General features: G+C 50.3%; 27 protein-coding genes and 1 pseudogene. 17 read left to right on the top strand and 11 right to left on the bottom strand.

Going from position 1 to position 26,965, the window contains the following annotated elements:
* The first annotated feature begins 20 nt into the window (after positions 1-20).
* The 3 genes from HMPREF9009_RS12100 to HMPREF9009_RS12090 all read left to right on the top strand — a co-directional run bounded on the left by HMPREF9009_RS12100 (position 21) and on the right by HMPREF9009_RS12090 (position 1,497).
* The gene (locus HMPREF9009_RS12100; RefSeq protein ID WP_004294358.1) at positions 21-710 is read left to right on the top strand and encodes a DUF1281 family ferredoxin-like fold protein; all 690 of its coding nucleotides are present in this window, start codon (positions 21-23) and stop codon (positions 708-710) included.
* Between the two features lie 230 nt (positions 711-940).
* The gene (locus HMPREF9009_RS26185) at positions 941-1,177 is read left to right on the top strand and encodes a hypothetical protein (RefSeq protein ID WP_004294360.1); all 237 of its coding nucleotides are present in this window, start codon (positions 941-943) and stop codon (positions 1,175-1,177) included.
* A 5-nt stretch (positions 1,178-1,182) separates the two neighbouring features.
* Positions 1,183-1,497, top strand: coding sequence for a hypothetical protein (locus HMPREF9009_RS12090; RefSeq protein ID WP_004294361.1), 315 nt, complete (start codon positions 1,183-1,185; stop codon positions 1,495-1,497).
* Positions 1,498-1,680: 183 nt separating this feature from the next.
* Here HMPREF9009_RS12090 and HMPREF9009_RS12085 read toward each other — a convergent pair whose 3' ends face one another.
* The gene (locus HMPREF9009_RS12085) at positions 1,681-1,962 is read right to left on the bottom strand and encodes an HU family DNA-binding protein (RefSeq protein ID WP_004294362.1); all 282 of its coding nucleotides are present in this window, start codon (positions 1,960-1,962) and stop codon (positions 1,681-1,683) included.
* Between the two features lie 448 nt (positions 1,963-2,410).
* Positions 2,411-3,043 (bottom strand): recombinase family protein, encoded by a 633-nt coding sequence (locus HMPREF9009_RS12080; protein ID WP_004294363.1) that lies wholly within the window; start codon positions 3,041-3,043, stop codon positions 2,411-2,413.
* Between the two features lie 245 nt (positions 3,044-3,288).
* Here HMPREF9009_RS12080 and HMPREF9009_RS12075 point away from each other — a divergent pair, with 245 nt between their 5' ends.
* The 8 genes from HMPREF9009_RS12075 (at position 3,289) to HMPREF9009_RS12040 (ending at position 11,558) form a co-directional block, all read left to right on the top strand.
* Positions 3,289-4,329: a hypothetical protein gene (locus HMPREF9009_RS12075; protein WP_004294364.1), complete on the top strand. Its 1,041-nt coding sequence runs from the start codon at positions 3,289-3,291 to the stop codon at positions 4,327-4,329.
* A 26-nt stretch (positions 4,330-4,355) separates the two neighbouring features.
* The gene (locus HMPREF9009_RS12070; protein WP_004294365.1) at positions 4,356-4,808 is read left to right on the top strand and encodes a hypothetical protein; all 453 of its coding nucleotides are present in this window, start codon (positions 4,356-4,358) and stop codon (positions 4,806-4,808) included.
* 10 nt (positions 4,809-4,818) lie between these two features.
* Positions 4,819-5,217 carry a hypothetical protein gene (locus tag HMPREF9009_RS12065; RefSeq protein WP_004294366.1) on the top strand — a complete coding sequence of 133 codons (399 nt, stop codon included), beginning with the start codon at positions 4,819-4,821 and terminating at the stop codon, positions 5,215-5,217.
* Entirely contained in the window at positions 5,214-5,798 is a 585-nt protein-coding gene (locus HMPREF9009_RS12060; RefSeq protein WP_004294367.1) for a hypothetical protein, read from the top strand. The genes HMPREF9009_RS12065 and HMPREF9009_RS12060 overlap by 4 nt, the downstream gene beginning before the upstream one ends.
* Complete coding sequence (locus HMPREF9009_RS12055) at positions 5,795-6,637, top strand: hypothetical protein (RefSeq protein WP_004294368.1); 843 nt, start codon at positions 5,795-5,797, stop codon at positions 6,635-6,637. Before HMPREF9009_RS12060 ends, HMPREF9009_RS12055 begins: the two co-directional genes overlap by 4 nt.
* Positions 6,638-6,858: 221 nt before the next feature.
* Positions 6,859-8,316: a MobV family relaxase gene (gene mobV / locus HMPREF9009_RS12050; protein WP_004294369.1), complete on the top strand. Its 1,458-nt coding sequence runs from the start codon at positions 6,859-6,861 to the stop codon at positions 8,314-8,316.
* A 55-nt stretch (positions 8,317-8,371) separates the two neighbouring features.
* Complete coding sequence (locus HMPREF9009_RS12045; protein WP_004294370.1) at positions 8,372-9,826, top strand: OmpA family protein; 1,455 nt, start codon at positions 8,372-8,374, stop codon at positions 9,824-9,826.
* Between the two features lie 601 nt (positions 9,827-10,427).
* A complete protein-coding gene (locus HMPREF9009_RS12040; protein ID WP_007219402.1) occupies positions 10,428-11,558 on the top strand; it encodes an acyltransferase family protein in 1,131 nt (376 codons plus the stop codon).
* A 26-nt stretch (positions 11,559-11,584) separates the two neighbouring features.
* Here the strand turns inward: HMPREF9009_RS12040 and HMPREF9009_RS25965 are convergent, their stop codons facing one another.
* From HMPREF9009_RS25965 to HMPREF9009_RS12005, 8 genes are all read right to left on the bottom strand, one after another.
* Entirely contained in the window at positions 11,585-11,725 is a 141-nt protein-coding gene (locus HMPREF9009_RS25965) for a hypothetical protein (RefSeq protein WP_198154749.1), read from the bottom strand.
* A 224-nt stretch (positions 11,726-11,949) separates the two neighbouring features.
* On the bottom strand, positions 11,950-14,322 hold the full coding sequence (locus HMPREF9009_RS12035) for a DUF4906 domain-containing protein (RefSeq protein WP_004294372.1): 2,373 nt from the start codon (positions 14,320-14,322) through the stop codon (positions 11,950-11,952).
* 25 nt (positions 14,323-14,347) lie between these two features.
* Positions 14,348-15,487, bottom strand: coding sequence for a fimbrillin family protein (locus tag HMPREF9009_RS12030; RefSeq protein ID WP_007219403.1), 1,140 nt, complete (start codon positions 15,485-15,487; stop codon positions 14,348-14,350).
* 46 nt (positions 15,488-15,533) lie between these two features.
* Positions 15,534-16,502 (bottom strand): fimbrillin family protein, encoded by a 969-nt coding sequence (locus HMPREF9009_RS12025; RefSeq protein WP_004294374.1) that lies wholly within the window; start codon positions 16,500-16,502, stop codon positions 15,534-15,536.
* A 137-nt stretch (positions 16,503-16,639) separates the two neighbouring features.
* Positions 16,640-17,668, bottom strand: a complete 1,029-nt coding sequence (locus HMPREF9009_RS12020) for a fimbrillin family protein (protein WP_004294375.1) — start codon at positions 17,666-17,668, stop codon at positions 16,640-16,642.
* 56 nt (positions 17,669-17,724) lie between these two features.
* Positions 17,725-18,753 (bottom strand): DUF5119 domain-containing protein, encoded by a 1,029-nt coding sequence (locus HMPREF9009_RS12015; protein WP_004294376.1) that lies wholly within the window; start codon positions 18,751-18,753, stop codon positions 17,725-17,727.
* Entirely contained in the window at positions 18,750-19,997 is a 1,248-nt protein-coding gene (locus tag HMPREF9009_RS12010) for a DUF3575 domain-containing protein (RefSeq protein WP_004294377.1), read from the bottom strand. The genes HMPREF9009_RS12015 and HMPREF9009_RS12010 overlap by 4 nt, the downstream gene beginning before the upstream one ends.
* A gap of 318 nt (positions 19,998-20,315) precedes the next feature.
* Entirely contained in the window at positions 20,316-20,975 is a 660-nt protein-coding gene (locus HMPREF9009_RS12005) for a recombinase family protein (protein ID WP_004294378.1), read from the bottom strand.
* Between the two features lie 79 nt (positions 20,976-21,054).
* Here HMPREF9009_RS12005 and HMPREF9009_RS26175 point away from each other — a divergent pair, with 79 nt between their 5' ends.
* The 3 genes from HMPREF9009_RS26175 (at position 21,055) to HMPREF9009_RS26170 (ending at position 22,679) form a co-directional block, all read left to right on the top strand.
* The gene (locus HMPREF9009_RS26175; RefSeq protein ID WP_229091276.1) at positions 21,055-21,300 is read left to right on the top strand and encodes a hypothetical protein; all 246 of its coding nucleotides are present in this window, start codon (positions 21,055-21,057) and stop codon (positions 21,298-21,300) included.
* A 145-nt stretch (positions 21,301-21,445) separates the two neighbouring features.
* Positions 21,446-22,027, top strand: coding sequence for a hypothetical protein (locus tag HMPREF9009_RS12000; RefSeq protein ID WP_007219405.1), 582 nt, complete (start codon positions 21,446-21,448; stop codon positions 22,025-22,027).
* 13 nt (positions 22,028-22,040) lie between these two features.
* Positions 22,041-22,679: a hypothetical protein gene (locus tag HMPREF9009_RS26170; protein ID WP_007219406.1), complete on the top strand. Its 639-nt coding sequence runs from the start codon at positions 22,041-22,043 to the stop codon at positions 22,677-22,679.
* Between the two features lie 54 nt (positions 22,680-22,733).
* Here HMPREF9009_RS26170 and HMPREF9009_RS25760 read toward each other — a convergent pair.
* A pseudogene (locus HMPREF9009_RS25760) lies at positions 22,734-22,905 on the bottom strand (alpha/beta hydrolase); the annotation flags it as partial.
* Positions 22,906-23,127: 222 nt separating this feature from the next.
* Between HMPREF9009_RS25760 and HMPREF9009_RS11985 the strand changes: the two are divergent.
* From HMPREF9009_RS11985 to HMPREF9009_RS11975, 3 genes are all read left to right on the top strand, one after another.
* The gene (locus tag HMPREF9009_RS11985; RefSeq protein ID WP_007219408.1) at positions 23,128-25,005 is read left to right on the top strand and encodes a beta-N-acetylhexosaminidase; all 1,878 of its coding nucleotides are present in this window, start codon (positions 23,128-23,130) and stop codon (positions 25,003-25,005) included.
* Positions 25,006-25,167: 162 nt separating this feature from the next.
* Entirely contained in the window at positions 25,168-26,148 is a 981-nt protein-coding gene (locus tag HMPREF9009_RS11980; protein ID WP_005794072.1) for an IS30-like element IS4351 family transposase, read from the top strand.
* Complete coding sequence (locus HMPREF9009_RS11975) at positions 26,149-26,610, top strand: discoidin domain-containing protein (protein ID WP_080707532.1); 462 nt, start codon at positions 26,149-26,151, stop codon at positions 26,608-26,610.
* Positions 26,611-26,965 lie beyond the last annotated feature (355 nt).

The raw sequence follows: 26,965 nt of genomic DNA, 5'->3' as shown, positions 1-26,965 counted from the left end.
AATTTCAAAAAACTAAGATTATGCCTAATCATGTGACAAACCGTTTAGAAATAAACGCAGACCGGGAAACAGTACAAAAAGTAATGAATTTCTTAAAAGGTAAAACCGATGATGACAATACGCCTTGTTACATCGACTTCAACAACATCATTCCTATGCCCGAAGAACTGTTGATAGAAAAAAACAGTAGTGGAGATTTCGGTATGAGATGTCTCGAAGCAATGCAGCGGCAGCCATTCTATTTTTTATTGGACGATGACGATTTGAGAGCCGTTCAATGGATGAGAGGATTGGCGGAAAAAGACAGACAAGAAGCGCTGCAACTTGGAGAAACGTATCTGGAAAACCGGAAAAAGTACGGTTATCCCACTTGGTTTGAGTGGTCTATCGCCACATGGGGTACAAAATGGAATGCCTATAACCAGAGTTTTGAAGAGCCGAACATACTTTGGTTCGATACGGCATGGAACGGCGTGCCACAGCTTATCCAAAAACTTTCCGAAATATTTCCGGATGTGGAATTTCATTACGCCTATGCAGACGAAGACTTAGGTTTCAATACGGGAAGAGGAACAGCCCGCAATGGAGAAATCGACATGACGATACCCGAAGGTGGAAGCAACGAAGCCTTTGAAATCATGTTTTTTGTGAAACCGGGAATGGACGAATATTTTGAACTGACGGACGAAGGTTACAAATGGGTTTCCTAAACATTCGGTACAGATAATGACCGGTACGGGTTCGGGATACATTGGCAATAGATGTGTCCTGAATCCTTTTGCCGGAATTACCCCTTTATATCTTCATAACCTTTTCCCTTTTATCGAAGTGCGGTCCGTCCCCCCCCCTTGTACTCCGGCTATCCAGCCGGAAAGCAATCCTCTTATAACACCTTAGCCTCTCCGTTTTACTCTTTACAGCCGTTTCCCAGACACACTCCATGCCGAAAGCCCGGTTATTGTTTCTGCAAAGTTCGATTGTCGGCTACCAGTCCCGACAAGGACCGCTGGCGCTTGCAGCCGGAAAATCTTCCTCTCCGCCTTCGTTGGAGAGCGTATTTACCGTTGCCTCCTTGCCCGCACTTGCCGCCAATCCCGTGGGCAGAAAAATAATCAGCCTTTCGGTACGGGATTGTACCAAAGGGAAAAACAAAAAACAGTTCAAACTTAAAATTTAAAGCGTATGACATTTAGAGAATTTATGCGAGAAAACGGTTACGAGTTACAGACAACTTTTTGGGAGGACTTCTCAATAGCGGACCGATTCGGTCTGTCAGCTATAAAAGACACTTTCAAACGTGCTTTCGAGGGATGGAAAGATAACTATAAATACCTCACAGAACTGATATTGGTACTCAATCATAAAATCTGGCAGTATTATGAAACGAAACCGGAATTTGCGACACTTTACAACACCCTTTGGGAGCAGGCAGGTCAATATGCGGTAGAGAACCTGAAAGATGACGAGTTAAGTTATTATTACGAGGTGACGGATTAAGCAAGGAAACACAAAGAGCCGCCGATGAAAGCCGGCTCTTTGTGCCAGCTCCTTTTTTATAACATACGGCAAAATAAATACCGCAACCGTCCACAAAAGACAGTCGCGGCGTCCTGTTATCCTGTGTAACCATTGCACAGCGGTCTCCCGACACACTTATGAAGAAAACCGTTTATACTTTCTTTATTTTCCCTCTTTTACCGCATCCAAGAATGTCTTTGCGGGCTTGAACGCAGGAACATGGTGAGCCGGGATCACGATAGTCGTGTTCTTTGAAAAGTTACGAGCCTTTTTCTCCGCCTTCTGTTTGAGGATGAAACTTCCGAACCCTCGCAGGAACACCTCGTTCCCGGCGATCATCGACTCCCTGACACTCTCCATGAATGCCTCTACTACAGTTGTCGCTACCGACTTTTCTATTCCGGTATCCTGTGCGATCCGGGCAATAATATCCGCTTTTGTCATACTGTTTTATTATAAAATCCGTCGCAAAGATAATAACATATCTCTTTGTCGCCTGAATTGCCGGCCTGATAATATTACGGAAACGATAACCCCCTTTTACCTCACGATGTTCCTTCGGCACGAACCGTTCTATTCCCGCAGACAAGCGGAAAGCCGCCGATAAGAGGAAAGGGACATCAAAAGCATGCAAGTCCGTATCCTGCAGTCAGGACAGGCAAGCCCCGGCCACCGTTTACCGGTCATGATGGTAATCACTCTTGCTGAAACCAGCGAAAATAGCTTTCAGAATCTTTCCGATAACATAGAAAACCACTATAAAAACGATAAGTTCTCCCATATTCTACAATGTTTAAAGTTAATATAAAGATACTAAAAATCAGCGAGAATAGAAAGCATATAGCCCTAATTCTCAAAAAATATTTCATTTTAATCCGGCGAGAATAAAGGCTTATTGCCCGTCTTTCGGTTTACGTTTGCCCAACGGCCCTTTGAATTTTCCCCGGTTCAGTTCGACACCATGCTTGTTGAGCACGCTGAACACCGAACTCCGGCTGTTGTACCCGCTTACCGCCATGATGTCCTCGAAAGAATGACCGTTGACATACATATCAACGATGGTATTCTCCCGGTCGGCCTTATCCATCGCCTTCATCGTTTTTTTCGGGACTTTCGCTTTCTGTTGCAGGTTCATGACATGCGCGGACGAATACCGCAATACCGCCACCTCTTCGGGAAGCGCCCCGAACATCTCCAGCACATCGGCAGCCGTCGTTTCGGGGAACAGTTTTCCCCGCGAGTCGATCCGGTCATGGATGGATATGATACGCACCACCTTGATTCGGCACAACTCGATGAACGCGGACAATTCGCGCGACCCACGGAGAGCGTTGCTGAATTTGGCCACCACGATTTCGTCGCCTCTTTCGAGATTCGCTACAAGCTGTTTCCATTTGGGACGCAGTGCTTCGTTATCGACCGATTCCTCTATCACTTGTACACAACCGTACTTCTCCATCCACTCTTTGTCAGCCTCGAGTCCGTCGTAACGGTCCGCCTTGAATATGTAACCTACTTTTGCCATATCACTGTGCGTTTCTATGATAATAAGTACAAATGTAAGAGTTTTATTTTAAACTAAACCATACTTTGAGCAAAAATAGTATGAGAAGCCCTCTGAATATCCCGTTATCTTCACTTGTTTTCATTGAAAATCAAACTATTAAGTACAATGTTAAAAATAGCTTATAAAATAAATTTCGGCGGTTGACATCTTGAAATTTATACTTAGATTTGCGGTGATAAATACAAAATCAAACTATAAATCATATGAAATCATACTTAAAAATCATACTCTCCATTGCTGGACTTTCTGCCGTTTCTACTGCCGTTTTCACGCTCACATCATGCGACAGTACGAACGGCAAATCACTGGTCGAAGCCCAGTCCACTCCAGCCAATCTGTACCGGAAGTATCTGTCCGAAGTACGCGGGCAAAAAGAACTTTCCTTTGAGGACTTGACCGCTTATATCGGAAAGTGGCGGACCTTGAAAGACTCCGTGACCGCAGCCATGCACCGGGACACGGCTTATCGGACACATTCCGACATACGAGAGGAGTGCATTCTGCTGCACGATTCCGTCCGTTCAGAACTTTCCCGGCTGGCGATGTCGAAACCTCGCACCTACAAAGAAGTGCTGGTTTTGAAAGAACGCTTCTCACCTTATGCCGGGGACGTGGAATTGTGCCGTTCCGCCGAAGAGATCCGTCCGTTTTTCGCAGAACTGGATAAACGTCCGGCCTGTCGGGGTAGCAAGGAGCAAATTCTGTCAGCATATCGTAACGTGCTTGCCGAAACCCTGAACAGCGGAATACACGGGAACGGAGACCTCAAAAGATTCATCGAAAAAGAGGATGCCGCTTTTCGGGCTTTCCTGTCCGGGTTGTACGAGCTTGGCGAAGCGAATATGGCCGACATCACCCGTGACACGGAGAAATGCTGCTCCGAGGTGTTTTTCGCCGCCGGACGCAAGGAAATCACTTACAAGGACGCCACGATATACATGGCCTTACGTACCGACCGTCGGCTGATTCAGAACGTGCGTGCCTGTCTTGACAACATACGCCGTGGGAAGGTCACAACGCCCGAACAGGCACAAGCCTATGTCTGGATGATTCTACAACCTTATGCTTCCTTGGACGGCCTCTGCATGACGCTATTGTCCCCGGAAGATAAGGAAACCCTTTACAGTATGGCCGCAGAAACGCCTGCCGCGTTCGAGAAACTGCGCAGAATCCTGCCGTCGGAAGGCGACCGGTTGGACGAGCTGCCCGGTATGCTCATGGAAATATTCATCGCCTCATTGTAAAAGCCTATTCACAAAATAAACGATATATGATTATGTTACGACACTTTCTGGATGACTTCATGTCGTTCGTGCCCCTGCAAATGCCGCAGCTTCTCAATGTGGCAACGATGGAGGAGCCGCAATTTTACGGCGACTACGTTCTGCTCACGTTCCCGCTACGGGACTCCTATGATCTGGAGGAAGTCATGGACATATTCGAGGACGACATGGAACTGATTACGCTCTACCACCATGTGCCGGTCGGACTGGAGAAATCCGGCCATAGCACCTGTGCCTACTCCAATCCCGCTTTCGGACAGATGTTCAAGATGAACGCCCGGACAGACGCGGACGGCAAGGTAAACCGTATCATCGCAACGATCTACGATTCGCTGGAGCTGATGTACGGCGACCTGTGTCTCGACCTGAAACTCCACGCCGGGAACGGCAGCTTCAAGTACAAAAAGAATCAGGAGGACGTGCTGTTGGACTTCATGTAAAACAGGCACTATGCGAAACACGATATACCGCCAAATGGTTTTCTGCATCAACACGTATCGCACGTGGATAGAGGTGGCCGATGACAACCTCTACAAGGAGCACGTCATTCCGAGAAACAACCGGACTGACTTTCTGGTGTCCCGCACACTGGTACTGCGTGCCTGCAAACCGCACGGCACATACAACCGGGGCATGACGTGGACGATTCCGGAGCATGATCTGGACACGGCACTGGCTACATATCGTAAGCAGAACGGTACATTCAAGGCCCGGATGAAGAAAGGCGCGTCGTCCCTGACAGCCGAAGACGCCGAGACCATTATCCGCTTGGCCACTCACGGGGTTGTCCACTTGGAACTCGTGGTACGGTCCGTTCACATACCTTCAAAACCCTATTACCTGTTATGACCTGGATTATATTACAATTTGTATTTCTTGCAATGCCTGTCGTCCTTCCGGCATTATTGTACAGAAGCAGGCGTTACTTCATGGCAAGATTCTACGATAAGATGGTGTGGAGCGAAAAAGCCCGCAGGCTGTACGCCCATGTGTTGCTTATCGTACTGCTCCTCTTTCATTATGTCTATACGAGCGGACACCCCGGTGAGTTCGGTGTCGTGCCATCTACCATCGTGTGTGCCGCATGGGCCTCTTTCCGGCGGGCGGACCGATGGATGCGCGGTCTGCTCGACCGGCCGAAACGTTTCGTCTGGTTTGCGCTCTTGGCATTGGTCATCGGCTTCGTGCCACATCTGTACACGATGTCCGTAACCATCTCCTTTGTTCTTTTGGCTGCCCTGTTCTACCCGTCTGCAAGAGTCATGTCCGAAAGGACAGACATGCGCAAATTCCTCGAATGGCTGGAATATCCCGGAGCATTAGCCGACAGTTATCATAATATCATCACGCGAGGCTGCCACGATAATGCGGATAATGGCAACCTGAAACTATCCGCACATTATGAATCATCAAAAACAGAACGAAAATGAGAAATAGAAATGAAGCGCCCGCCGCCATACTGGCGAACGTGGAAGTGTTCGACTACCTGAAAGAAAAAGTCGGCGAGCGGAAGACGAGGACGGAAGCCTACTACGATTTGTTGGATAAATCGCTGGCAGGTTTCGTCTCCCCGTTTTTAAGAAGGCAGGACTACGACCTCTCTCCCTGCCAGTGCCATGTAACCGTTTCCGACCTTGCCTCGGAGTGGCATTGGCATCGGGCTACTGTCCGCTCTTTTTTGGACACGCTCGAAGCGCTCGGGCAGTTGGAACGCACCCGGTTGGCAAAAAGCGTCGTCATTACCATGCCCCTGCGGACCGGCACGCCTGCCATGCCGGACAGCGGACAAGAAGAAGCGGACTTTGCCACAAGGATACAGGAAACACTGTACGACTGGATTATCGGCAGGGCAACCTCTTTCGATGTAGGCAAATCATGCGGACAAATCATTCACCAGACCTTGACGGAGATAGCCGGACGGGACAGCCGTATCTATCCGGACAATCCTTCCGGCACGACATCGGCACAGACTGTCCGGTCAGAAGAACGACTGCGTGGGATCGTCTTGGAATGTATCGCCCATGCCGCCCTGCGACGGGTACTGCGTAAATCGAGGTTCGACGACGGCTCGCCGCTCGTGCAGTTCTTCCGGCTCGACCTCGGCGGAGAATTGGCGGCGTTCATCGAAGCCTCGAAAGAGCTTGCAGAGCTTGTTATCGAAGGAAAGCCGGACGGGACAGAGTTCGGTACGGACGAAGAGACAAAACGCCTTGAATCGCTTCGCAAGCCCTTTTTATCGCTTCTGGCGAAGGCACAAGAGGAAAGCTGAACGGGGATTCGCGGACAGAGATTGTATAACCACGGGCAATTCTCCCCGGTTCAGGTTCAAATATCCTTCCAGTTATAGCAGGCATCCGGGCTTGCCCGTCTGCCACTGAACAAAGGGAAGGGGGAGCCTAATACCCCTGCTGACTGACGTCGCAGGGAGAAGTGTCCAAGCAAGCAGCAAGCTGGGACACGGGGAATTGTCCGAAACAACACGAAAACAGTATGGCAAATGCAAAACAGGTTCTCGATGTTCAGGTATCGAAAGGGATCACCGCCGCCCAAGGCAACGAACACCTGCGTAATCGCAGCGAAGAGGCGGAGAAGTACGCCATGAGCAAGGGCAACTACGACCCCACCCGCAAACATCTGAACTTCGAGATTGTGCCCGGAGGCAAGGTTCGCCCCATCGACACGAGCCGCAATATCCCGGAACGGATAGCGGACATATTGGGCCGTCGCGGGATCAAAGACCCCAACGAGGGATTGGTTGAACCGAAATACCGCACGGTGGTAAACATCATTTTCGGCGGTTCGCGGGAGCGGATGCACGAACTCGCTTTCGGCACGCAGAAGGTGGATTTTGAAAAAGGTGCGGACAATACCCGCATCAAAAGGAAGAGCGACATCGAACGTTGGGCGAAGGATGTCTATGCATTCGTTTGCGGCAGATACGGCGAGCAGAATATAGCCGCCTTCATTGTACACCTCGACGAATTAAATCCGCACGTGCATTGTACGCTTCTGCCAATCAAAGACGGGAGGTTTGCGTACAAGGAGATATTCGCCGGAAAGGACAAGTTCGAATATAGCGCGAGGATGAAACAGCTCCATACGGACTTTTTCGCCGAGGTCAACACGAAGTGGGGAATGGAGAGAGGCCGGAGCGTCGCCGAGACCGGCGCACGGCACAGGACGACGGAAGAATACCGCCGTATGCTCTCGGAAGAATGTACCACCATTGAGCAACAGATTGGCCGACATCAGGAAGTCCTGTCCGCCCTCCATTCGGACATTCGGCTGGCAGAGCGCAGAGTCAAAGGTTTGACCTCGATGGTGGAAAACTTGAAAAGGGAGAAGAGCGAAAAAGAGGCTCAACTGTCGGCACTCGAAAATGATATGGATACCCGGAAAGATGATGCTTTGACCCTATCTGCCGAGAAAGAAAAGCTCGAAAAAGAGCTGACTGCTATCCAAGGGAAACTGGCAGACAAACAGGAGAAGCTACAAACCGCCGACCGACAGCTTTCCGACTTCAAGGCAAACATGGATGCCATTGAGGAACGCACGGAACAGCTCAAGGAGGAAGCCTACGAATACTCCCGTGATGTCCACTCCAAAGTGGACAGCCTACTCAAGGACGCCATGCTGGAAAATATGGTCGATGAGTGGAGGGAACTGTCGGCGCGGATGAAGCCTTCCGAACGGCAACTTTTCGACGACACGCTCGTGCGTTCCGTGGCGGAACGGGGAGCGGAAGTCATGCGCTGCGCCACGATGCTCTTTCTCGGTATGGTCGATGATGCCACTACGTTTGCCGAAACACGTGGCGGAGGAGGTGGCGGAAGCGACCTCAAATGGGGACGTGATGAAGACGAGGACAACCGGGCATGGGCGCTTCGCTGCATGAGGATGGCGAGCCGCATGATGCGCCCTTCCATCGGCAAGAAGCCCAAGCGTTGAATGGCAAGGTTTATAATAAAGAATCGGATAAACAACAAATTAAGGATATAAGAATATGACGAAAAATATCATTTTCATTATTGCGGCGCTTTGTTCGCTGCAAGCCCGTGCGGATGTACAACCCACGGAAAGGGATACTGTACACCGCACGTACCGTTACGATGACACAGAACTGCTGCAGCCGTTACAGCCCTTATACCTTGACGGAGTGGTCGTTCCGGCACGGGGAAACGGCAATTGGTTTGTCAGTATCGCCGGAGGTGCGACAGCTTTTCTCGGCACGCCGCTCGGTTGCGAAGACCTGTTCGGGAGGTTGAAACCCTCGTACAGCCTTGCCCTCGGCAAGTGGTTTACCCCGTGGGTAGGTGCACGCATAAATTACAACGGGTTGCAGTTCAAGGACGGCACGCTGGCCGTGCAGGAGTACCATTATCTCCATGCGGATCTGCTGTGGAATGTGCTTGGCGGCAGCTATGTCCGGCAGAAACTGGTGCGCTGGCATCTGGCACCCTTTGCGGGTATCGGACTGCTGCACCATGCGACCAACGGGCATAACCCGTTTGCAATCTCCTACGGCATACAAGGGCAGTATCGCATTTCCAAAAGGGTAAGCGCCCTCATGGAACTCTCCGGTACGACCACCTTCCAAGACTTCGACGGGTATGGCAAGGCGAATCGGTTAGGCGACCACATGCTTTCACTCACTGCCGGATTCTCTTTCCATATCGGCAAGGTCGGCTGGAAACGGGCCATAGACCCAAGCCCCTATATCCGCCGCGATCGGCAGCTCGTCGATTATATCAATGTACTGTCGGAACAGAACAGCCGCTACGCGGGACAGCATGACAAGGATAGCCGGACGCTGGCCGAGCTGAAGAAGATACTGGAAATCGAAGGATTGCTCGACACGTACAGCCATTTCTTCGATGATGACGATGCTATCGAGCGCAAAGGTTATCCGAGGAACAATTACAGCGGGCTGAACTCCCTGCGGGCAAGGTTGAAGAACAAGCATTGGAACGGAAAATCACCATTGGAAGGACAAGCCCCGAATGGAAATGGCCGGGCAGACAGCCTGCAGCACTGGCCGGATAGCGTGCCTGGTCTCGGAACAGGACAGTTCGAGAATCTTCCCGACAGCACTTTGGCAGACTATGCCGTTCGGATGCAGTCCGGACGGGAATGCATCGGTGCTCCCATCTTCTTTTTCTTCGAACTCGGCACGTCGCACCTGACAGACCCCTCCCAATTGGTCAATCTCGACGAACTGGCGAGAGTGGCGAAGAAGTACGGGTTATCGGTAAGCGTCATTGGTGCGGCTGACAGCATGACCGGGACAGTATCCGTAAACAATGCCTTGAGCGTATCGAGAGCCGGTTATATCGCCGAGGAATTAATCAAACGAGGAGTGCTGGGCGACAAGATAGTCCAAACTCACCAAGGCGGTATCTCCGATTATACGCCCAATGAGGCCAACCGACATACAAAGGTTATGCTGTATTTCAAATAATACTTTTTGTTCATACGATGTGCAAACAATTTATTCGTTTATGGAGAGCCGGTCTGCGAAGATCGGCTCTTTTTTTGTTCGCCCTGCATGAGCGGATTGCTTTAGGTGGCCGAACGCACCGCAATAAACACTGATTGTCGGTAAATAAAAAAATAAGCACCCGATTTTACACCTAATAAAGTAAAATTGGTCGTTTTTGCTTTATTCAAGCATATAACATAATTCTGCCACGTTATGAGGAGAAGGGTGGTTTTCAAATATTACGGAAATAGCCCCAATAGCTTCTTTATATTCACCTTTTCCGCAATAATGTATTGTCGGAGTATATTTTGGCATATTTTTACATTTAACGATTATCACTATATTCTCAGGGTATAAAATTACGGAGATTTATTCTATGATCAACGAATTTTATAAGAATTTGTATTGCAGCAAGAAAAATATATGCTTGAAGACAAGAATACTTGTCATCGTAACAAGCCTAATCGTATGAGTGACTTTAATTCCATAAACGGATATAATCTTCTGCAAGAGTGTTTGTTATTCCTTTTTTTTGTACTTTTGTATTCCATCATGTTGAATCATAATTTTTTACGTGCCAATGAATATGCAAGACTCTTATCTGACCTCGAAGCCGCACTACGAGATTCTGGACGGACTGCGCGGTGTTGCGGCTGCCATGGTAGTTGCCTTTCATCTGCTGGAAGCGCATTCCGGCGGCAATCATCTGAACCAGATTATCAATCATGGCTATCTGGCTGTCGATTTCTTCTTCATGCTTTCGGGGTTCGTCATCGGCTACGCATACGATGACCGTTGGAACAAGATGAGCACGGGAACCTTCTTCAAGCGCCGTCTTATCCGGCTGCAACCTATGGTGGTCATGGGAAGCATTGTGGGAGCCGCGCTCTTTTGGTTTCAGGAAGCTCCCTGCTATCCGGCAATGGAGGGCGTGTCCGTCGGCACGGTACTGCTGGTCATGCTGTTGGGCTGTACACTGCTGCCTCTGCCTCTAAAATGGGACATCCGGGGATGGATGGAAATGCATCCGCTGAACGGACCGGCATGGTCGCTTTATTACGAATACATCGGCAACATACTGTACGCCTTGTTTATCCGCAAGTTTAGCAAGACGGCGCTGACCGTCCTCGTGGCGATAGCAGCGTGCTTTACGGTACACCGTTGCCTCACAGCGCCTGCCGGTGACATCGTGGGCGGATGGGCTTTGAACTGGGAACAGCAGTACGTGGGACTGATCCGGCTGATGTATCCCTTCTTCGGCGGGTTGCTCTTGTCTCGGCTCGGCTGGCTGATACGCACCCGCAAGAACGCTTTCCGGTGGTGCAGCCTGATGATAATCGTCGTGCTTTCCGTGCCTCGTATCGGCGGGGAGGAGGGTTATTGGATGAACGGGCTTTACGAGGCTTTCTGCATCATCTGCATTTTCCCGGTCATCGTCTCGATGGGGGCGGGAGGCAGGATAACGGGCAAACGCTCCGCTGCCGTATGCAAGTTTTTGGGCGACATATCCTATCCCGTCTATATCACCCACTATCCGTTGGTCTATATTTATACGGCATGGGCGTTCAACCGTCAGGCGACGCTTGCCGAAGGGCTTCCTTACATGCTGCTCACTTTCATGGGGGCTTTCGCTCTTGCCTATGCCTGCCTGAAGTGCTATGATCTCCCGGTGCGCAAATGGCTCACGGAACGTTTCTTGAAGAAGAAATAAAAAGCGGTAAAGAAATCCTACATTTATTATCGTATTTCTATCGGATGACAGATAAAGTTCCGGCGCCGATGGTGTTTCGCGGACGACACAATCGGATAACGCGTACCCAAATGTCTATTACCGTTTCGCTGATAGAAGAAAAGCCCCTTGATGCCTTTGCTTGCCATAGGTTCGAGGGGCTTTTGGGGTGGCTGCAAACCTCTTTTTGTTGAATAGGTTCTTTCGATATTGTCACACCTTTTTCTATCCCGACCGACGTATAAAACGTGCGTGTGCATGTCGGTTGTACAGGCCAAAGACATACCGGGGGAATAAAAACAGCACTGCCCGCCTGTAAAGGGGTTTCCTACAGACGGGCAGCGAGTAAAGTCGGCCTTAAAGCCGGCGGTTGTCATTCGATGGTAACGCCGCTGGGCGGTACATAGGCCGCACGGATGCGGAGGTAGGTGCCGGTACGGGGGGCTTTGCCGGTGGTGCCGTTCTCACTCGTGTACGTATCGTCCCAGTCACTTTCTGCATAACCACCGTCTGGCAGGGCCTTGGTGGCACGGGCATAACTGTTGTCCTCATAGTAATCATATGGCCAAATACCAACCCGTCTTTTCCCCGCCGCCGATGACCAATAAAAATTGTTTTGAAACTCCGGATATGTATTGTAATAGGAGGTTAGTATGGCCTCTAATTGGCGAATGCCGGGCAAGAACCAACCGGAAGAATTGGTCATGCCCTGTACGACTCCGTTGTCATTGCGCTTGTTCTTGTTGTAGCAATACTCCGCAGCAGAACGGGGCTTTTCGTTCAGGTTCATTGTTGATTGTCCTGCTTTCGAAATAATATGCTGGGTAGCTTCAGCCCCGTTGTAATAGATATTGCACCAAGTTTCATCTTCTCCTTGTATGACCAAATTCCAACCCAAGTATTCTCCATTCAACCCCCATTCCAATCCGTCATAGATATAATTCCCTTCAAACTCGTTCAGGGGGTCGTAATGGGAAATATACTCTTCGTAGGCTTCTACATAGATTTGCTGCGTGGGATTGTCGTCGTCTCCCGGCACGGTTACCGGCAACAGACCGTGCTGTACGATTTCAATGGTACGGATGCGTGGCGTTTGCGTCTTGTCGTCGGTGTACGAGATGTTTACGGTGGCGGTGCGGTCTTTCGTGCTTAGGTTTTCGTCCAAGTAGAAATAAATACGGTCACGGTTCGTCTTAATGGTATATTCGGTATTATTCGCAAGGGTTTTGGTCACCAAGTCCGTGGTGAAGTATTTGCGTTTGCCGTTTCCCGCAGTCCATGCCTGTCCGGTCGCCAAATGGGTATCTGCACTCATGTCGTCAGAGAGTGTTCCATACTCCATATTTTCGGCGGGCACACGTTCCATGCGTATCCAAGTGTGACTTTCCGGGTCGGCTATGCTGACGGTCATCTGCGGATTTGCCTCCTTCTCGAAAAGGTACACGTCCAAAGGCGTGACACAGTAGTGGGCATCGTGCTCGCGTTCGCGCAGCATGGACAGGTAGAACGGGTTGTTCTGCTCGGTGATGTTGACACGGGCATCGAAGGTGATGTGGTCCGGGTTGTTACCCACATGGGTCAGCCCGCTGATGACGATGTTATTGGCATAGTGCCTGTTGCGTATCACCTTGAAGTCCTTCACCGGGTCACCTCCGAGATAGAAGGTGTATTCGGCCTCGATGGTGGTGTTATCCTGTCCTGCAGGCAGGGAGGGGTCGCCGTTATAGGTGGTGTAGTAGGCTCTCATCTTGAAATAGGTGGCCTTGCTGTTTTCATTCACTAACTTCGGCTTCCATCGCTGTTTGTCAACATCGTCTACCACTCCGGCCGGATACTTATAGCTCTCCGGATCTTCGTCCGGGGCAATCATGTTCTCGAACATGTAGAAGGTAAGGGAGGCGGCCCCGCCGTGGTTGTAAACGACGGCATCGCTCGGTATGTTTTCTACATTGCGGTATGGTTCATCGGTATTCAGCTTGGTCTGGCCATCGGCAGGCTCTGTCAGGGGCACGGCGGTAGGCATGTTGTACACGCCCCATTCCGCAATGGAGAGACGGGGCAGTTGTCCGCTCTCGTCCGAGTGGTCGGAATCGATACTGATGTTGATGTCGATACGGGCCATCAGTGCCTTGAGTTGCATCGTGAGGCTTCCCTTCTTGGTGAGGTCCACGGTAGTCGCGCTTTTGCCTGCCATCGGCATTCCCGTGCTGGGCAGGGTCGTGATGGCATCGTGGGTATCAGGGGTGTAATTGGCAGGGTCGTACACGAACGCTTCGAGCAGCTCCTTGGGAGTTTTCCCGTCTTTGCCCCCTTGGGGGAAGTTGTCGGGATAACCGTCACCGTCGGCATCGGCTACCACTTCCGGAGTCACGTTGGCCAAGGCGTAGATGGTGGTTTTTTGGGCGAGCGTTTGATCTACAAACACGTCCGTAGGAATGCTGACATTGCTCGTATTCGCCGACGGAGCCATATACGGCGAGAATACTTTCGTGTTGCTCGATTGCAGATAGTCGTCGTTTTCGTCGAAGAAGAACAGGTAGAGCTGGTTGATACGCTTCTCCTTGTCGTCCTTGGCGATGGCCGAGCGGGTGACGACTTGTTGCGGCAGCATGTTTTGGCAGACGGCCTCGATGGTGAATCCGTCGCCGGGCGGAACGGTACCGCCGCCAAAGTCCTCCTCCGTGGTGCAGGCTGTCGGCAAAAGCATGGCGGCCACCGGCAGGAAGTAATAAAATATCTTTTTCATCTTTATGCTGTTTTCAGTTGTTGCTTTATTGGATTGAGACGTCGCTGTCGCCCCCGTCTTCCCAGAACTCGTCCTCGGCGGCGATGAAGTTCAGCGCGAAGGTTTCGCCCACGAAGTTAAGCTGCGCCGTATAGCGGACGCCCGCACGGGGCTGGAACTGCGTCGGACGTTCGGCAGAGGCGTTCTTTGCTTCCCCCCTGTAGGTGTATTCGACATGGACCTTCACGTTCTCGCCGAAATAAGTGCCGTCCGTGGCGTTGCTCAACAGAAGCAGGTGTTTGTCGCCTATCAGGGGGACGGAACTGTTGGGAGCTATTGCAAACCCTTCCTCGTTGTTATATATCACGTATGTGCCGGGATAGGTGCCGCTGTAGGTGTAGAATCCGTCTTCGTTGGTGTTCTTGCTGAAATCTATGGTAATCGAGCGAGTGAAGTTGCCCGACAAGGTAACGCGCTTGACGGTAACAGTTTCATCATCTCCCCCGTAATTGTAGTTGTTCACGGCGAAGCCCAAGCCCGTCATGATATGGCTGAAATTGAAGCGCACGTTTCCCGTGGTGCGCAGGTGGTTATAGACGACGGAGACCATCGCGTCGGGCGTCTCCTTGTCGTCCAACGTGGTAGTCGCTACATCGCCCGTCTCGGCGAACGGCATGGTGAACGTCAGTTTCGGCACGCCCCGTGTGGTGGCATTGGTAGGACTTTCCACTGTAAAATCGTCCATCGGGTAATAGGCGAAGAAGGTGTACCGGTAGTTGTCGGGGGAGATCGCCTCCTGATTCTGCGTCGTGTTGTACCATTTTCGTGGGCCGCCACTGTTATTATAGTCATAAGTGCAGGCCGAGCCGTTGTAGGTGACGGCTTGATTGAAGAACACGTCGGGGAAGGCGTTGCCGCTCTTGTTGCCCCAGTTCGCGCTGCCCGATGCCCAGTCCATTTCGGTGTCGCTACCGCGCTGGTAGGGCACGCAGTAGCCCAATACACCGAATGTGCCGCCGGTAGGAAATGCGTCGTGGAACGTGCTCCGGGTGAGTTCCTCCACGGTAATGGTCGGGGCGGCAAAGCGGATGGCGTCGGAACTGTCGGCTTCGGGCTGCGCCCATTCCTCCTGCTGGCAGGCGGCGCAGAGGAGCAGGAGGGCCGGAAGTATGTATCGTTGCTTCATTTGGATGTTCATTTTATCGTCAGGTTACAGATAGCTTATAATAAGGTTATTGGGTCACGTCGATGGTTACGTTCCCGCCTATGGCGTCGCTCCATGCGTTGACCGTGGGCGGGTCGAACACGATGTAGCCTCCGCCGGTGAGGGTGAACGAGTAACGGTAATGGTTCGCCGCCTCCCACATGCTCACGGTGGTGGCAGGCAAGGTGTAGGAAGCGGACTTTTCTGTCTCGGCATCGGTGTCGTAGATGACGGTCAGCTTCACCCCGCCCGCAAGCGATTGCGGAATGAGCAGCAGGTCGCCCGACACGTTCGCGTTTCCGGCAGGGGTTACGTTGGTCTCTTTCTTCACGCTGACCTTCCCCGTTGTCGTGTTGTTCCACGCAGTTTCTGCGCTGTCGTCGTAGTCGCCCTTGACAGCCAGCCCCTCAAGGGAGATGGAACGTACCGTGGCGTTGCCTCCCTCGCTGCGTGCCACGAAGGTGAGGCGTGCCAGCAGATGTTGGAATTTGAGGGCTACCGCACCGGGAGTCTGGCCTGCCACGACGGAAATACCCGTCTTTTTCGCCGTCATCAGGTCGTACCCTTTCGTGGCGTCGAAGCCGTTGACGGTAAAAGTGCCGTCCGTGCAGGCGACAGAGGACACGGCATCGCCCAGCGTCTCCGCGGATGGGTAGAGGGCGTAGAAGTCGTAGGTGTTACCGGGGAGCCAGTATCTCGTGCCCTCGTAACCCCACATGCCGGAAAGGCATGTCACCTTCTCGGCGTCAAACACGCTCGTGGCCGTACCGCCCGTCACGGCGGTATAGCTGCCCCAAACGCTGAACGAGTTCCCGTCGGTCTGCATGTCGTCTGCGTCGTCGATGGCGGCTCGTGTCACGGCAGGACCGGCGAAACGGATCGCCAGACTGTCATCGCCTGCCTCCATGTCCGGACCCGTGCTTTCCGTACAGGCTCCCAGCAGGCAGGCTACAGCCGGTATGAACAAGGTCTTGAATAGGTTGTTATTCATAATCATACATTGTTTCTTTATATCCGGTCATTTCTGATGCTACCGGCAGCGTAAAATTAAGGAGTGATACTCCCGTTAGTGGCCATGAGGGGACATTCAACCCCTCATAACCTGATGTGATGTCTTTAGCTATTTGCAAGCAATCATTCTCCGACCTCATTCGGAGTTACTGGAGTTTGGTCCACGTCTGTCCAGTCTTCCACAGCATCGACCTTGAACTCAATTACCTGTTGTTTCAAATCCGGGTCAATCTTGCTGCCGTTGATTTCAACCGTATAGTTGTACCTGAAGCCCGGAGTCCATTTGCCTTTTTCTGTACCTTCTTTATCTCCTTGATAGTTCAACTTTCCGGTGAAATTATTTTCTGCTATTTTCCCTGATTTATCAGAGAATATCGCGGTAAAGCTAACCGACAACTCTGTGTTGTCTTGCGGAATGACGAAGCAGGTCGTCGAGTGAGAATCGTCTTTCACCGGCTCCGCAATATCCTCTATTGTTTCGAAATCATAGTCCGCCTTTGGGACACTTGCAGTCTCCCAAGCGATAGTCGGTTTCTCCACCTTATAAGTCGCTGTACCCGTAGCGGTTTGTACCGCGTTCACCTTGATGTTTTCGATTTTCATGATGTAGTCATGGGAGTCCGTGTTCGTGAAGGTGAACTTCACCTGAGACAGCATGTGGTAGAAAGATAAGCCTACCGGAGTATTATCAGAAGCTTGTGCGGTCTTTTCATCGGGTATGGCCACGATCAGGTCTTTGGCATTGTTTGCCGTGTAATCTGTGAACGTCAGTTTCTGCTCACCCTCGATGAAATCCACGTTCTCGTTCTCGATTTTGCTATTCCCATCAGAATAAGCTCCGAAACGATACTTCTCGCCCGATTGCCAATAAGCGGTCTGTACAGGATTCCAACCTGATTGATCTCCCACATTTCCTCCTGTTACCTCGACATTGGTATACACGGGAGTCCACGTGCCCTCTCCATAGTTTCCGAAAACGAAGAACTTGTTAAGATTTTCTTCCGTTGTTTCGGTCACACTACTTCTCGTTGAATGGTTCACGAAAGTCTCGAACTGGATTGCCCGGCTCTGCGGCATATCCACGACTTCTTCATTCGAACAGCTTGCCAGTGCTGCTACAGCCACGCCAAGCATCAAAAAACTTTTCTTCATAAGATGTAAAAATTAAATTAAAAATGGTTATTCCAGTACCTGTTATTTTATTCGTTTCAGTCGAGGGGCAGCGGTATGTCCACCCATTCTCCCCAGCCGTCCACATCCACGTCAAAGCTGCCTCCGCCTTCCAGACCCTCGTCATCGGAAATCGACAGCCCGCTCACGACGATAACGCCGCCCCGTGGTTGACCTTTTACTTGGTCGGTGACATCGAACTCGAAGGTCTTGAACTTGCCGTTCACCATTCTCACCTCCAAGTTCAGGCTGTACCGCCGCCCGTCCGTATCGCCTCGCCCGTAATGTTCTCCCGGGTAGTCGGGCACGCCGAACGACTGTACCAGAGCTTCCGCTCCATAATCTTCCAGTGTACAGTCGAACAGTACCGTGGCCGCGTTTTCCCCGGTATGCCCGTCGTTCAGGTAGACCGTTTCGGCCATGCCCGCCAAGGCTCCGCGTGCCAAGGCCACGTATTGTTGTCCGCTTTCGAACTCGTAGCGTATCATATAGGTGTAAACCAACGGACGCAAGGTAACCGGCAGCTCCGTCGGGACAAGTGTCTTTTCCGCCGTGTATTCTTCCATGTATGCCCCGTAAAGCATGTCGGGCTGGTTCACGGTACGTTCCCCCGCGTGCAGTTCCCGGTAAGAACTCCGGGTCACGCCTCGTGTGGTGGCAGTGGCGGATTCCGAGGCGGCCACACCGTCGAACACGATATATTCCGTATCATTGTTGTAGAACAGCAGCTCGTGCGTGCCTTCCGGCATGGCAACCCGTCCTCCTTCATCGGGCAGGTTGCTCTCCATACGTTGTCCGTCGCTGGTATAGACTTGGACGCGTATTCCGTCGGCCGGAGCAGGGCGCAAATCGTCATAGTCATGCTTCCAGTCCTCTTCCCACAATTCTTCCCAGTCATAGGTATAAGCACGTTCCCATTCCTGTTCCCAGTCGGAAGAGAGATTCACCTTCACGGACAAGCCATGTTCGTCATGATCGTAACACAGGTCCTTCCGGCAGCTCGTGGAAAGGAATGTCAATCCGGCGAGCGTGAGTCCCATGAGGGTATATCGTAGCGTTGTTTTCATCGTGCGCCTCCTTTCTTTTTACCGGTATCCCACAACCGCCACACGAGGGCAAACTTCAGTTTCAACGGGCCGAAGTAGTTCATCCGGTTTGTCTGCTGGTACACGTAGTGTCCGTCGATGGGAAGGTATTCCTCGTACTTGCTGTGCATGTAGCCCACCCCGATACCGGCCTCTAAGGAGAACCGCCGTCCGATGGGGAACATGTAGCCGTAGCTGACACCCACCATTTCGGCCTCGCCCTGATAGCCCTCCTTGCCGTTTTCGAGGTCGTACCACGTGAAGCCCCCGAACACGCCGAGGTAGTGGCCGTGCCACGGGTTGCCTTGCTTCTGCCCGAACCACCAGCGTCCCTCCGGGCTGATCGTGGCCACTTGGTAATACTTGTGCCTGCCATCGTTCTTCCACCACGCTATCTCGCCTTCGAGGTTCACCGTCCAGCGGTCGGCAATGCGGTATTCGACTTCGAGCGAGGGCATCAGTATCGCGTCGTAGAGCAGGTTGGTCTTGACGGCCAGCCGCTGCACCGTCGGTCTTTGCGGTTGCACGGTCGCTTCCTGCCGCACCGTTGCTGGCTCGGAGGTCGTTTCCGCCACGCTATCGGGTTGCAGGGCCGGTTCCGGCTCTTTCACTTCCGCCTCTTTTCGGGAAATAGTCACGGGCGATTCCGATTTCCGGTAGCAGGCCACCGAGAGACTGGAACGCAAATCCGGGAAGAAGTTCTCCTGCATGTACACGTAAGGCCGTCCGCCGCGCAGCTCCATGAGCTGTTTCTTTCGTCCGTCCACCACGCGTCCGGATTCATCGAACACCCATACCGGCGTGTGATCGAGGATGTGCAGTACCTCTTTTTTATAAAGCATATCTGAGGCAGCGACCATCCGGCGCAACATGTCCCACGCGATACCTTCGCCATGCATACTGACGATACTGTCGGGGATTCCGGCATGGCGCACGAGATAAGCTTTCAGGGAGTCGGCCCTGCGCTTCGACAGCACCTCGTTAAGACGGTTCGCACCGTCGGGTGATGCCCACGAGCGTATCACGACGTTTTCGAGACGCCCCGTCCCGTGTTCTTCGCGCAGAATGCGGATAAAACGCTCCAATTCCGTGCGGTTGTCCCGGAAGAGCACGTCCACGTTCCTGTGCCCCTGCCGGTAATGGATACGGGCCGAGTCCAGCTCCTGCGCATGAACATACCCGCCACAGAATAAAAGAAATAATAATAGTATTCGTTTCATTGTCATATTCCGTCTATGCCAATTTATATCAGCTATTTATTCAATTCCCTGTACGTTTATCCGTGCCGTTCTTCCCCTTTAAAAGGATAAAAAGCACCAAACCAACAAATAATCAGCCGGATAACTGTCAGTTGTGCCGGTTTATTTGTTGGTTTAATCGTTCATTAAAAAAGCTATCGGAAAAAAGGTCGTATTATTCGGACACTCCGGGAAAATTTGTCCTGCTCAAAGAGTTGAAACGCAAATTCTTGCAGATTTTCTTTGTGGATAATTTCTATTTTTGTAGCTTTGTGGCTGAAAACGAACGATTTAACCAACGTAAAATCATACCGTCCGTTTTTGCGACTTTCCTTTCCGTCTTGTCTCTTTTTCTTTCATGGCCTTGTCTATTTCCTTATAGCGGCTGCGGAATTTCAAGAACGTATCCCGCGAGATGTCGAAACGCCTGCATATATCGGTAATCGTACAGTCTTGCTTCAACATGCCGACGACGACCTTCCGGTTTTCAATCAACACGTTCATTTTCGTGTAACTGCCTTTTTTCCTGCCGAGAACGACACCCTCGGCTTTCCGCAAGGCAAGCGCCTCCTTGGTGCGCATCGAAATCAGGTTGCGCTCAATCTCCGCCACCAGCCCGAAAGCGAAACAGAGTACCTTGCTATTGATGGAGTTGTCGAACGAATACCCCTCTTTGGTGGTGTAAAGGTTGATTCCTTTCTCCAGACATTTGCCCATGATGGCCATGAGGTCCGTCAGCGTGCGGCTTAGACGCGACACTTCCGTTACAATCAGCGTATCGCCATGTTTCATGCGCCGTATCAGCCCCCCTAATTTACGGTCGCACCCCTTCTTTTTGCCGCTGGCGACCTCCGTTACCCACTGGTTAATGGAAAGATTTCTACTGTCGGCGAAACGCCGGATTTCATCTTGTTGATTAGCCGGGTTCTGTTTGCCCGTACTGACCCTTAAATAACCTATTATCATATCCTTAATTATTTTACGGGAGCGACATTGCTCCCGTCTGATATAAATAAGGCATGATGGTTCGAAATGAAAGGATTTTGTGCGTAATTGTAGATATAACATCTTATTTTACACCTGTTTTAATATCTTTCCGTTATTTCTTTCCTCTTCTCTTTTCGTCAGCACTCCCTTGTCGGTTGGATTTTCCTATGCAAAGGTACAGCGGTCGTCCGGCATCAAGCACCGCCGTGCTAACGGCTCGTGGATTGCCCGGAAGCCTTCCCAAATCAGAGATGTCCTTTCAGTCCCCCGCCATGCTTTGCCTGTCGGGTTGGGTATTCCGTGAAATCCCCGGCTGTTTGCTTGCCTTCCCGTCCTTTCCCCGCTGTCTGACCTGCATGTAAAATCTCTCCCGACAAGGAAAGCCGAAAGGCTTCCGAGAGGAGGGAAAAGAAAAACAATATTTAACGAACCAATAAAAAATTACGATTATGCCAAACTGGTGCAGTACAGCGTATGCCATCGAAGGCGACGCACAGGAAATCAAAAAACTTTACGAGTTGATGAAAAATTTGCAGGAACGGAAAGAGCCGTCCGTAGAAAACGGCTTCGGTACATCGTGGCTGGGCTGCCTCGTGGATGCCTTGGGCGAAGACTGGAACAAGGTGAGCTGTCGGGGAGACTGGGCGAACCTCGAAATAGAGGACGAAACCCTCCGCTTTACGACAGAGACGGCATGGGGACCGTGCAATGAGACACTCGACCTCGTATGCGAGAAATTCCCGTCGCTCCGTTACTATTACCAGACGGAAGAGCCGGGCATGGGCATTTACGAGACCAATGACAGCGAAAGCAGATATTTCCCAGACAAGTTCCGTGCCGAGGTATATACTCTCGAAGATGAGTATTATAGCGAATACTTTACCAATCGGGAAGCCATGTTCGAGTGGCTGGAAGAAATCTTCGGGCAACCCGTAACCTCCGAAACGGATGTGGAGCGTATCATGGAGCAATGGAAGGAAAAAAATGAGCAGGTTTATTGCAGCGTGGTCAAGTACGAAATTGTGGAATAAAATTCGAGACGACATGAAAACCTATCATTGGAAAGAGTACGGTTTCATCGGGACAGTGCCCGACTTTGCCCGACATCTCGGAGTATGCAAAAGTCAGACTTTTGTCAATGCGGTGCGGAGAGTTTCCCGACACGTATATAACTGTATGAGTGCGCGGGAACAGGCGGAATATGAAGAGAAGCGGGAGCGGGTAAAACCCGCTTTCCGCCTCTATCTCGACCAAGAGCATACGCAATTCGTCACGGTCACGAAAGAGGAATACGAGGCTATCGACCTGCCCGTGGTGCAGGAGGAAATCGGAACATTCAAACTGTGTTACAGAAACAGAGTCCTGTCTGCATCGTTTGTAGGGGATAACCGTGATGAAATCTCTGTGGCATCTGCCATGAAAAAATACAAGGAGGAAGCCGTGCGTTTCGCCGAGCAAGGCATGTTGGCCACGGGTTACTTCAATACCCGTCTGTACTCGGAGCAGTTCAAGGTTGAAATAAGCTATACAGCATTGGTGTTTTTACACGGACTGGGATTGCTCGTTCCTGCCTTCCTCCTGCTTCCCGGATGGCTGGGAGTAAAGGGAATCTGGCTTTCCATGCCGCTTACTGAAATAACGACCTTATTGCTCGTCTTCCTTTGGCAGTACCGTATGAAATAGAATAATAGCCCAAAAGCCTGAGAGGCAAATGGGCTATTAAAGCTATTTAACAAGCTATTCCGCATTGAAAGCCTTTCGGAAGAACGTTTCTATCTTGTCGAAAGGAATCACGCTTAGGTTGTAGTACAAGTCGGTATGGTGCGCCGGATACGATCAGCAGCTCCTTGTTGCCGCCTTTCAGGCGCTTGAAGGTGTTTTCCCTGAAATAACGTGAATGCGTCTTCTCCCGTGCATCCCCGATAGTCTTACCTTCACCGATTTCCACACCGGGCAGAAGATAATGCCGCCACCTATCCATACATTTTGCCCAGATTTTAATTGGTCCTACCTTAATAAAGCACCTGCAGAGATCATAATTATTAATACTGGATTAATATTTATGTAAAGTTGAAGAATGAAATAAACGTAAATTGTTATTTTTGTGACAAATTATTAAATAGACTTTACCATGAAAAAGAACTCAGTAAAAATATGGGCTATTTACCTTTTAGCCGCAGGAAGTCTGATGGCATGTGGAACACAAGACATTCAGACCGGAAACCTGAATGTCATCCCGTTGCCGCAGGAAATTGTAGAAACCCCGTCGGCGGCACCCTTTGTCATCAACTCTTCCACCACAATTTGTTACGAAGAGGGCAACGAGAAACTGGCAGGCACAGCCCGTATGCTTGCAGGTTATATCAAGGAAGTGACAGGAACGGAAGTCAAAATAGGAACTAAGGCTGGAAAGAACTGTATTATCCTAAAGGTCGATCCGTCCATTACACACAAAGAAGGCTACGAACTGAATGTTTCGGTCGATGTCATCACCTTGACAGGTGCTACAGAAGCAGGTGTCTTCTATGGCTGCCAGACCATACACAAGGCACTCCCCATAACGGATGGAAAGGCGCTTGCCTCACTGCCCGCAGGAACAGTGAAAGACTTTCCGCAGTACAACTATCGCGGCTTTATGATAGATGTAGGCCGTCATTTCTTCCCGAAGGAATACCTAAAGGAGCTGATAGATGTCATGGCACTGCACAACATCAACTACTTCCACTGGCATCTGACCGAAGACCAAGGCTGGCGTATTGAAATCAAGAAATATCCAAAACTGACTGAAGTCGGCTCTTACCGTAAGGAAACAATTACTGCGCCGGGGTCCGGGAAATTCGACGGTACACCGGTCAGTGGTTACTACACACAGGAAGACGCCAAAGAAATTGTAGCATACGCGGCAGAACGTTTCATTACGGTCATTCCGGAAATAGACATGCCGGGACATATGTTGGCAGCACTGGCTTCTTATCCGGAACTGGGATGTACAGGCGGTCCGTATGAAACGGCTACAAAATTCGGTGTTTTCAAGGAAGTGCTTTGCGGAGGAAACCCTCAAACACTGCAATTTGCCAAAGACGTGGTAAACGAACTGATGGATATATTCCCGGATGCACCTTATATTCACATCGGAGGAGATGAATGCCCGAAAGCGGAATGGATGAAATGTCCGAAATGTCAGGCCAAGATTAAGGAACTGGGACTGCACGACACTGAAGAACACAGCAAGGAGAACCAGCTTCAGGTGTACTTCATGAACGAAGTGGAAAAGGAAATTGCCAAACGAGGCAAGAAAATGCTGGCATGGGATGAGATTCTGGAAGGCAATCCTAATCCGGAAACCACGACCGTCATGGCATGGACAGGCATAAAGGCATCCGTCAAAGCCGCACAACTGGGACATTCCACTATCGTCTGCCCAATCAGCCACCTGTATTTCAGCAATCCGGGTTATAACCGCCTGAAAGGCATCAGCAGCGTAGAACGCGTATATATGTTCGAGCCTCAGTCGGAGAAGCTGACCCCGGAAGAAAAGAAGAATATCATCGGAGTGCAAGGATGCATCTGGACGGAATGGACAAAGGACAGCGTGAAAATGGAATGGCAGATGATGCCGCGTATCGCCGCGCTGAGTGAGTTGCAGTGGTGCAATCCGGAAAGGAAGGACTTGAACGGATTTCTGAAACGCCTCCGTCACCAGATGGATTTATACGAATTGTACGGCTATCATTACAAAGAAGACATAGAGGATGTGACAATAAGTGTCAAGCCTAAAGGACAGGACGGCATTGCGGTTGTCGAACTGAATACATTCGACAATGCATCGGTCTACTACACACTGGACGGTTCCGAGCCGACAAGCGAATCGCTCCGGTATACGGAACCATTCATGATAAATCGGACAACGACCATCAAGGCACGAGCTATCCGCAACGGGCGTGAAAGCAATGTAACCGAAGAAACTCTGACGTATAATCTGGCTACCATGCATTCCATCACCCCTTGAGTTCAACTTATAAATGCAACTTTTTGGGTGCGGATAATAAGCAATAAAAACATTTATTTTTCAGAGAGGAAAGAGAGACAATGTCCCCCTTTCTCTCACTCTGAATGGATAAAGTTTGCTATCTTTGCTTTAATTGTCCGTCCAAAGAAAAAAAAGTTGCAGATGAGCAAACATATAACCGAGGAACAAAGGTATGCAATTTCTATGATGTTGCAAATACCGATGAGCAAAAAAGCAATAGCGGAAGCTATCGGAGTAGATAAAAGCACTGTTTACAGGGAGATAAAGCGCAATTGCGACGCCCGAAGTGGTAGCTATAGCATGGAGCTTGCCCAGCGAAAAGCAGACAGGCGCAAGCAGCAAAAACATCGCAAGGAAGTGCTTACACCGGCAATGAGAAAACGGATAATAAAGCTGTTGAAGAAAGGATTCAGCCCGGAGCAGATTGTCGGCAGGAGCCGCTTGGAGGGAATTGCGATGGTATCTCACGAAACGATATATCGCTGGATTTGGGAGGATAAGCGGCGGGGTGGCAAACTGCACAAATATCTTCGCAGACAAGGTCGCAGGTATGCCAAACGTGGTTCTAAAAATGCAGGGCGAGGATTTATCCCAGGCAGGGTGGATATTGATGAGCGTCCCGAGATAGTGGAACTGAAGGAGAGATTTGGTGATTTAGAGATAGATACAATTATTGGTAAGAACCACAAAGGTGCCATTCTTACCATTAACGACAGAGCAACAAGCAGGGTCTGGATACGCAAGTTGTCGGGAAAAGAAGCCATCCCGGTAGCTAAGATTGCAGTATGGGCACTGCGGAAAGTGAAAAACTTAATACACACAATTACGGCTGACAATGGAAAGGAGTTTGCAAAGCACGAGGAAATTGCGCAAAAATTGGAAATAAAATTCTATTTTTGCAAACCATACCACTCATGGGAACGTGGTGCCAATGAAAACACCAACGGGCTTATCAGGCAGTATATCCCAAAGGGTAAGGACTTTAGTGAAGTAACCAACAAACAGATTAAGTGGATTGAAAATAAACTCAATAATCGACCTCGTAAAAGACTTGGATACCTCACGCCAAACGAAAAATTTAAACAAATTATTAATCAGAATTCTGTTGCATTTGCAAGTTGAATTCAGCCCCTGAAATGCGAACCCGACGAAAAATATACCTATCAGGGAGCAAACTTGCTGGTAGACGGCTTGCAGGGTGACGATAATTATCGTTCGGGACGCTATATCGGTCTTTACGGACAGAACTTCGATGCAATTATCGACTTGCAGGAAACGAAAGAAATATCTTCGGTCTCACTCGGCACATACCTTGTTCCGGGAGACTATATCTTCGGTCTGACCGGTTTGGAAATATATGGTTCTAACGACGGAAGCGCATACAGCAAGATTGCCTCGAAGACCATACCGGTACTGGAAAAAGGCAGCAAGAACAATGTACTGAAACGTGATACGGTAAGTTTCGGAAAGACCAAAGCACGCTATGTACGCATTATCGGAAAAAACACTCCGGTACTTCCGAAATGGCATCCGGGTGCAGGTAAACGAACTTATCTATTCCTTGATGAGATTACTATCGACTAAATTTAACAGACGATCACCGGAATAAGCCATCGACCGTATCATTACATAAAAGGGGTAACTCAAAAGTCAAATTTCATAAGGATGAGCTTATAAACAGTAAGTTAATGCCTTATTATTAAGAGCCTTGTCATGGCCCCGAGTAAACTGCACCCCGAAAGTTAGACAAAAACTTTTGGAGTGCAGTTCTGTTGATTCGAGGGGCTTTCTATATCATCTGTTTCCACGAGACAATTTTCTGTTTTAGCCGTTGTCCGTATCCTTTATATCATCGGGCTTTCCCCTTTATTTCACTGTTGTATCTTATCTTATTCTTTCCCTTATCTCGTTTCTGATACTCCCTTCCGGCTGGATTTTT

The organism is Bacteroides sp. 3_1_13 (assembly GCF_001185845.1).
Lineage (GTDB): Bacteria > Bacteroidota > Bacteroidia > Bacteroidales > Bacteroidaceae > Bacteroides > Bacteroides xylanisolvens.
This window is presented reverse-complemented; position numbering and strand designations above follow the sequence as displayed.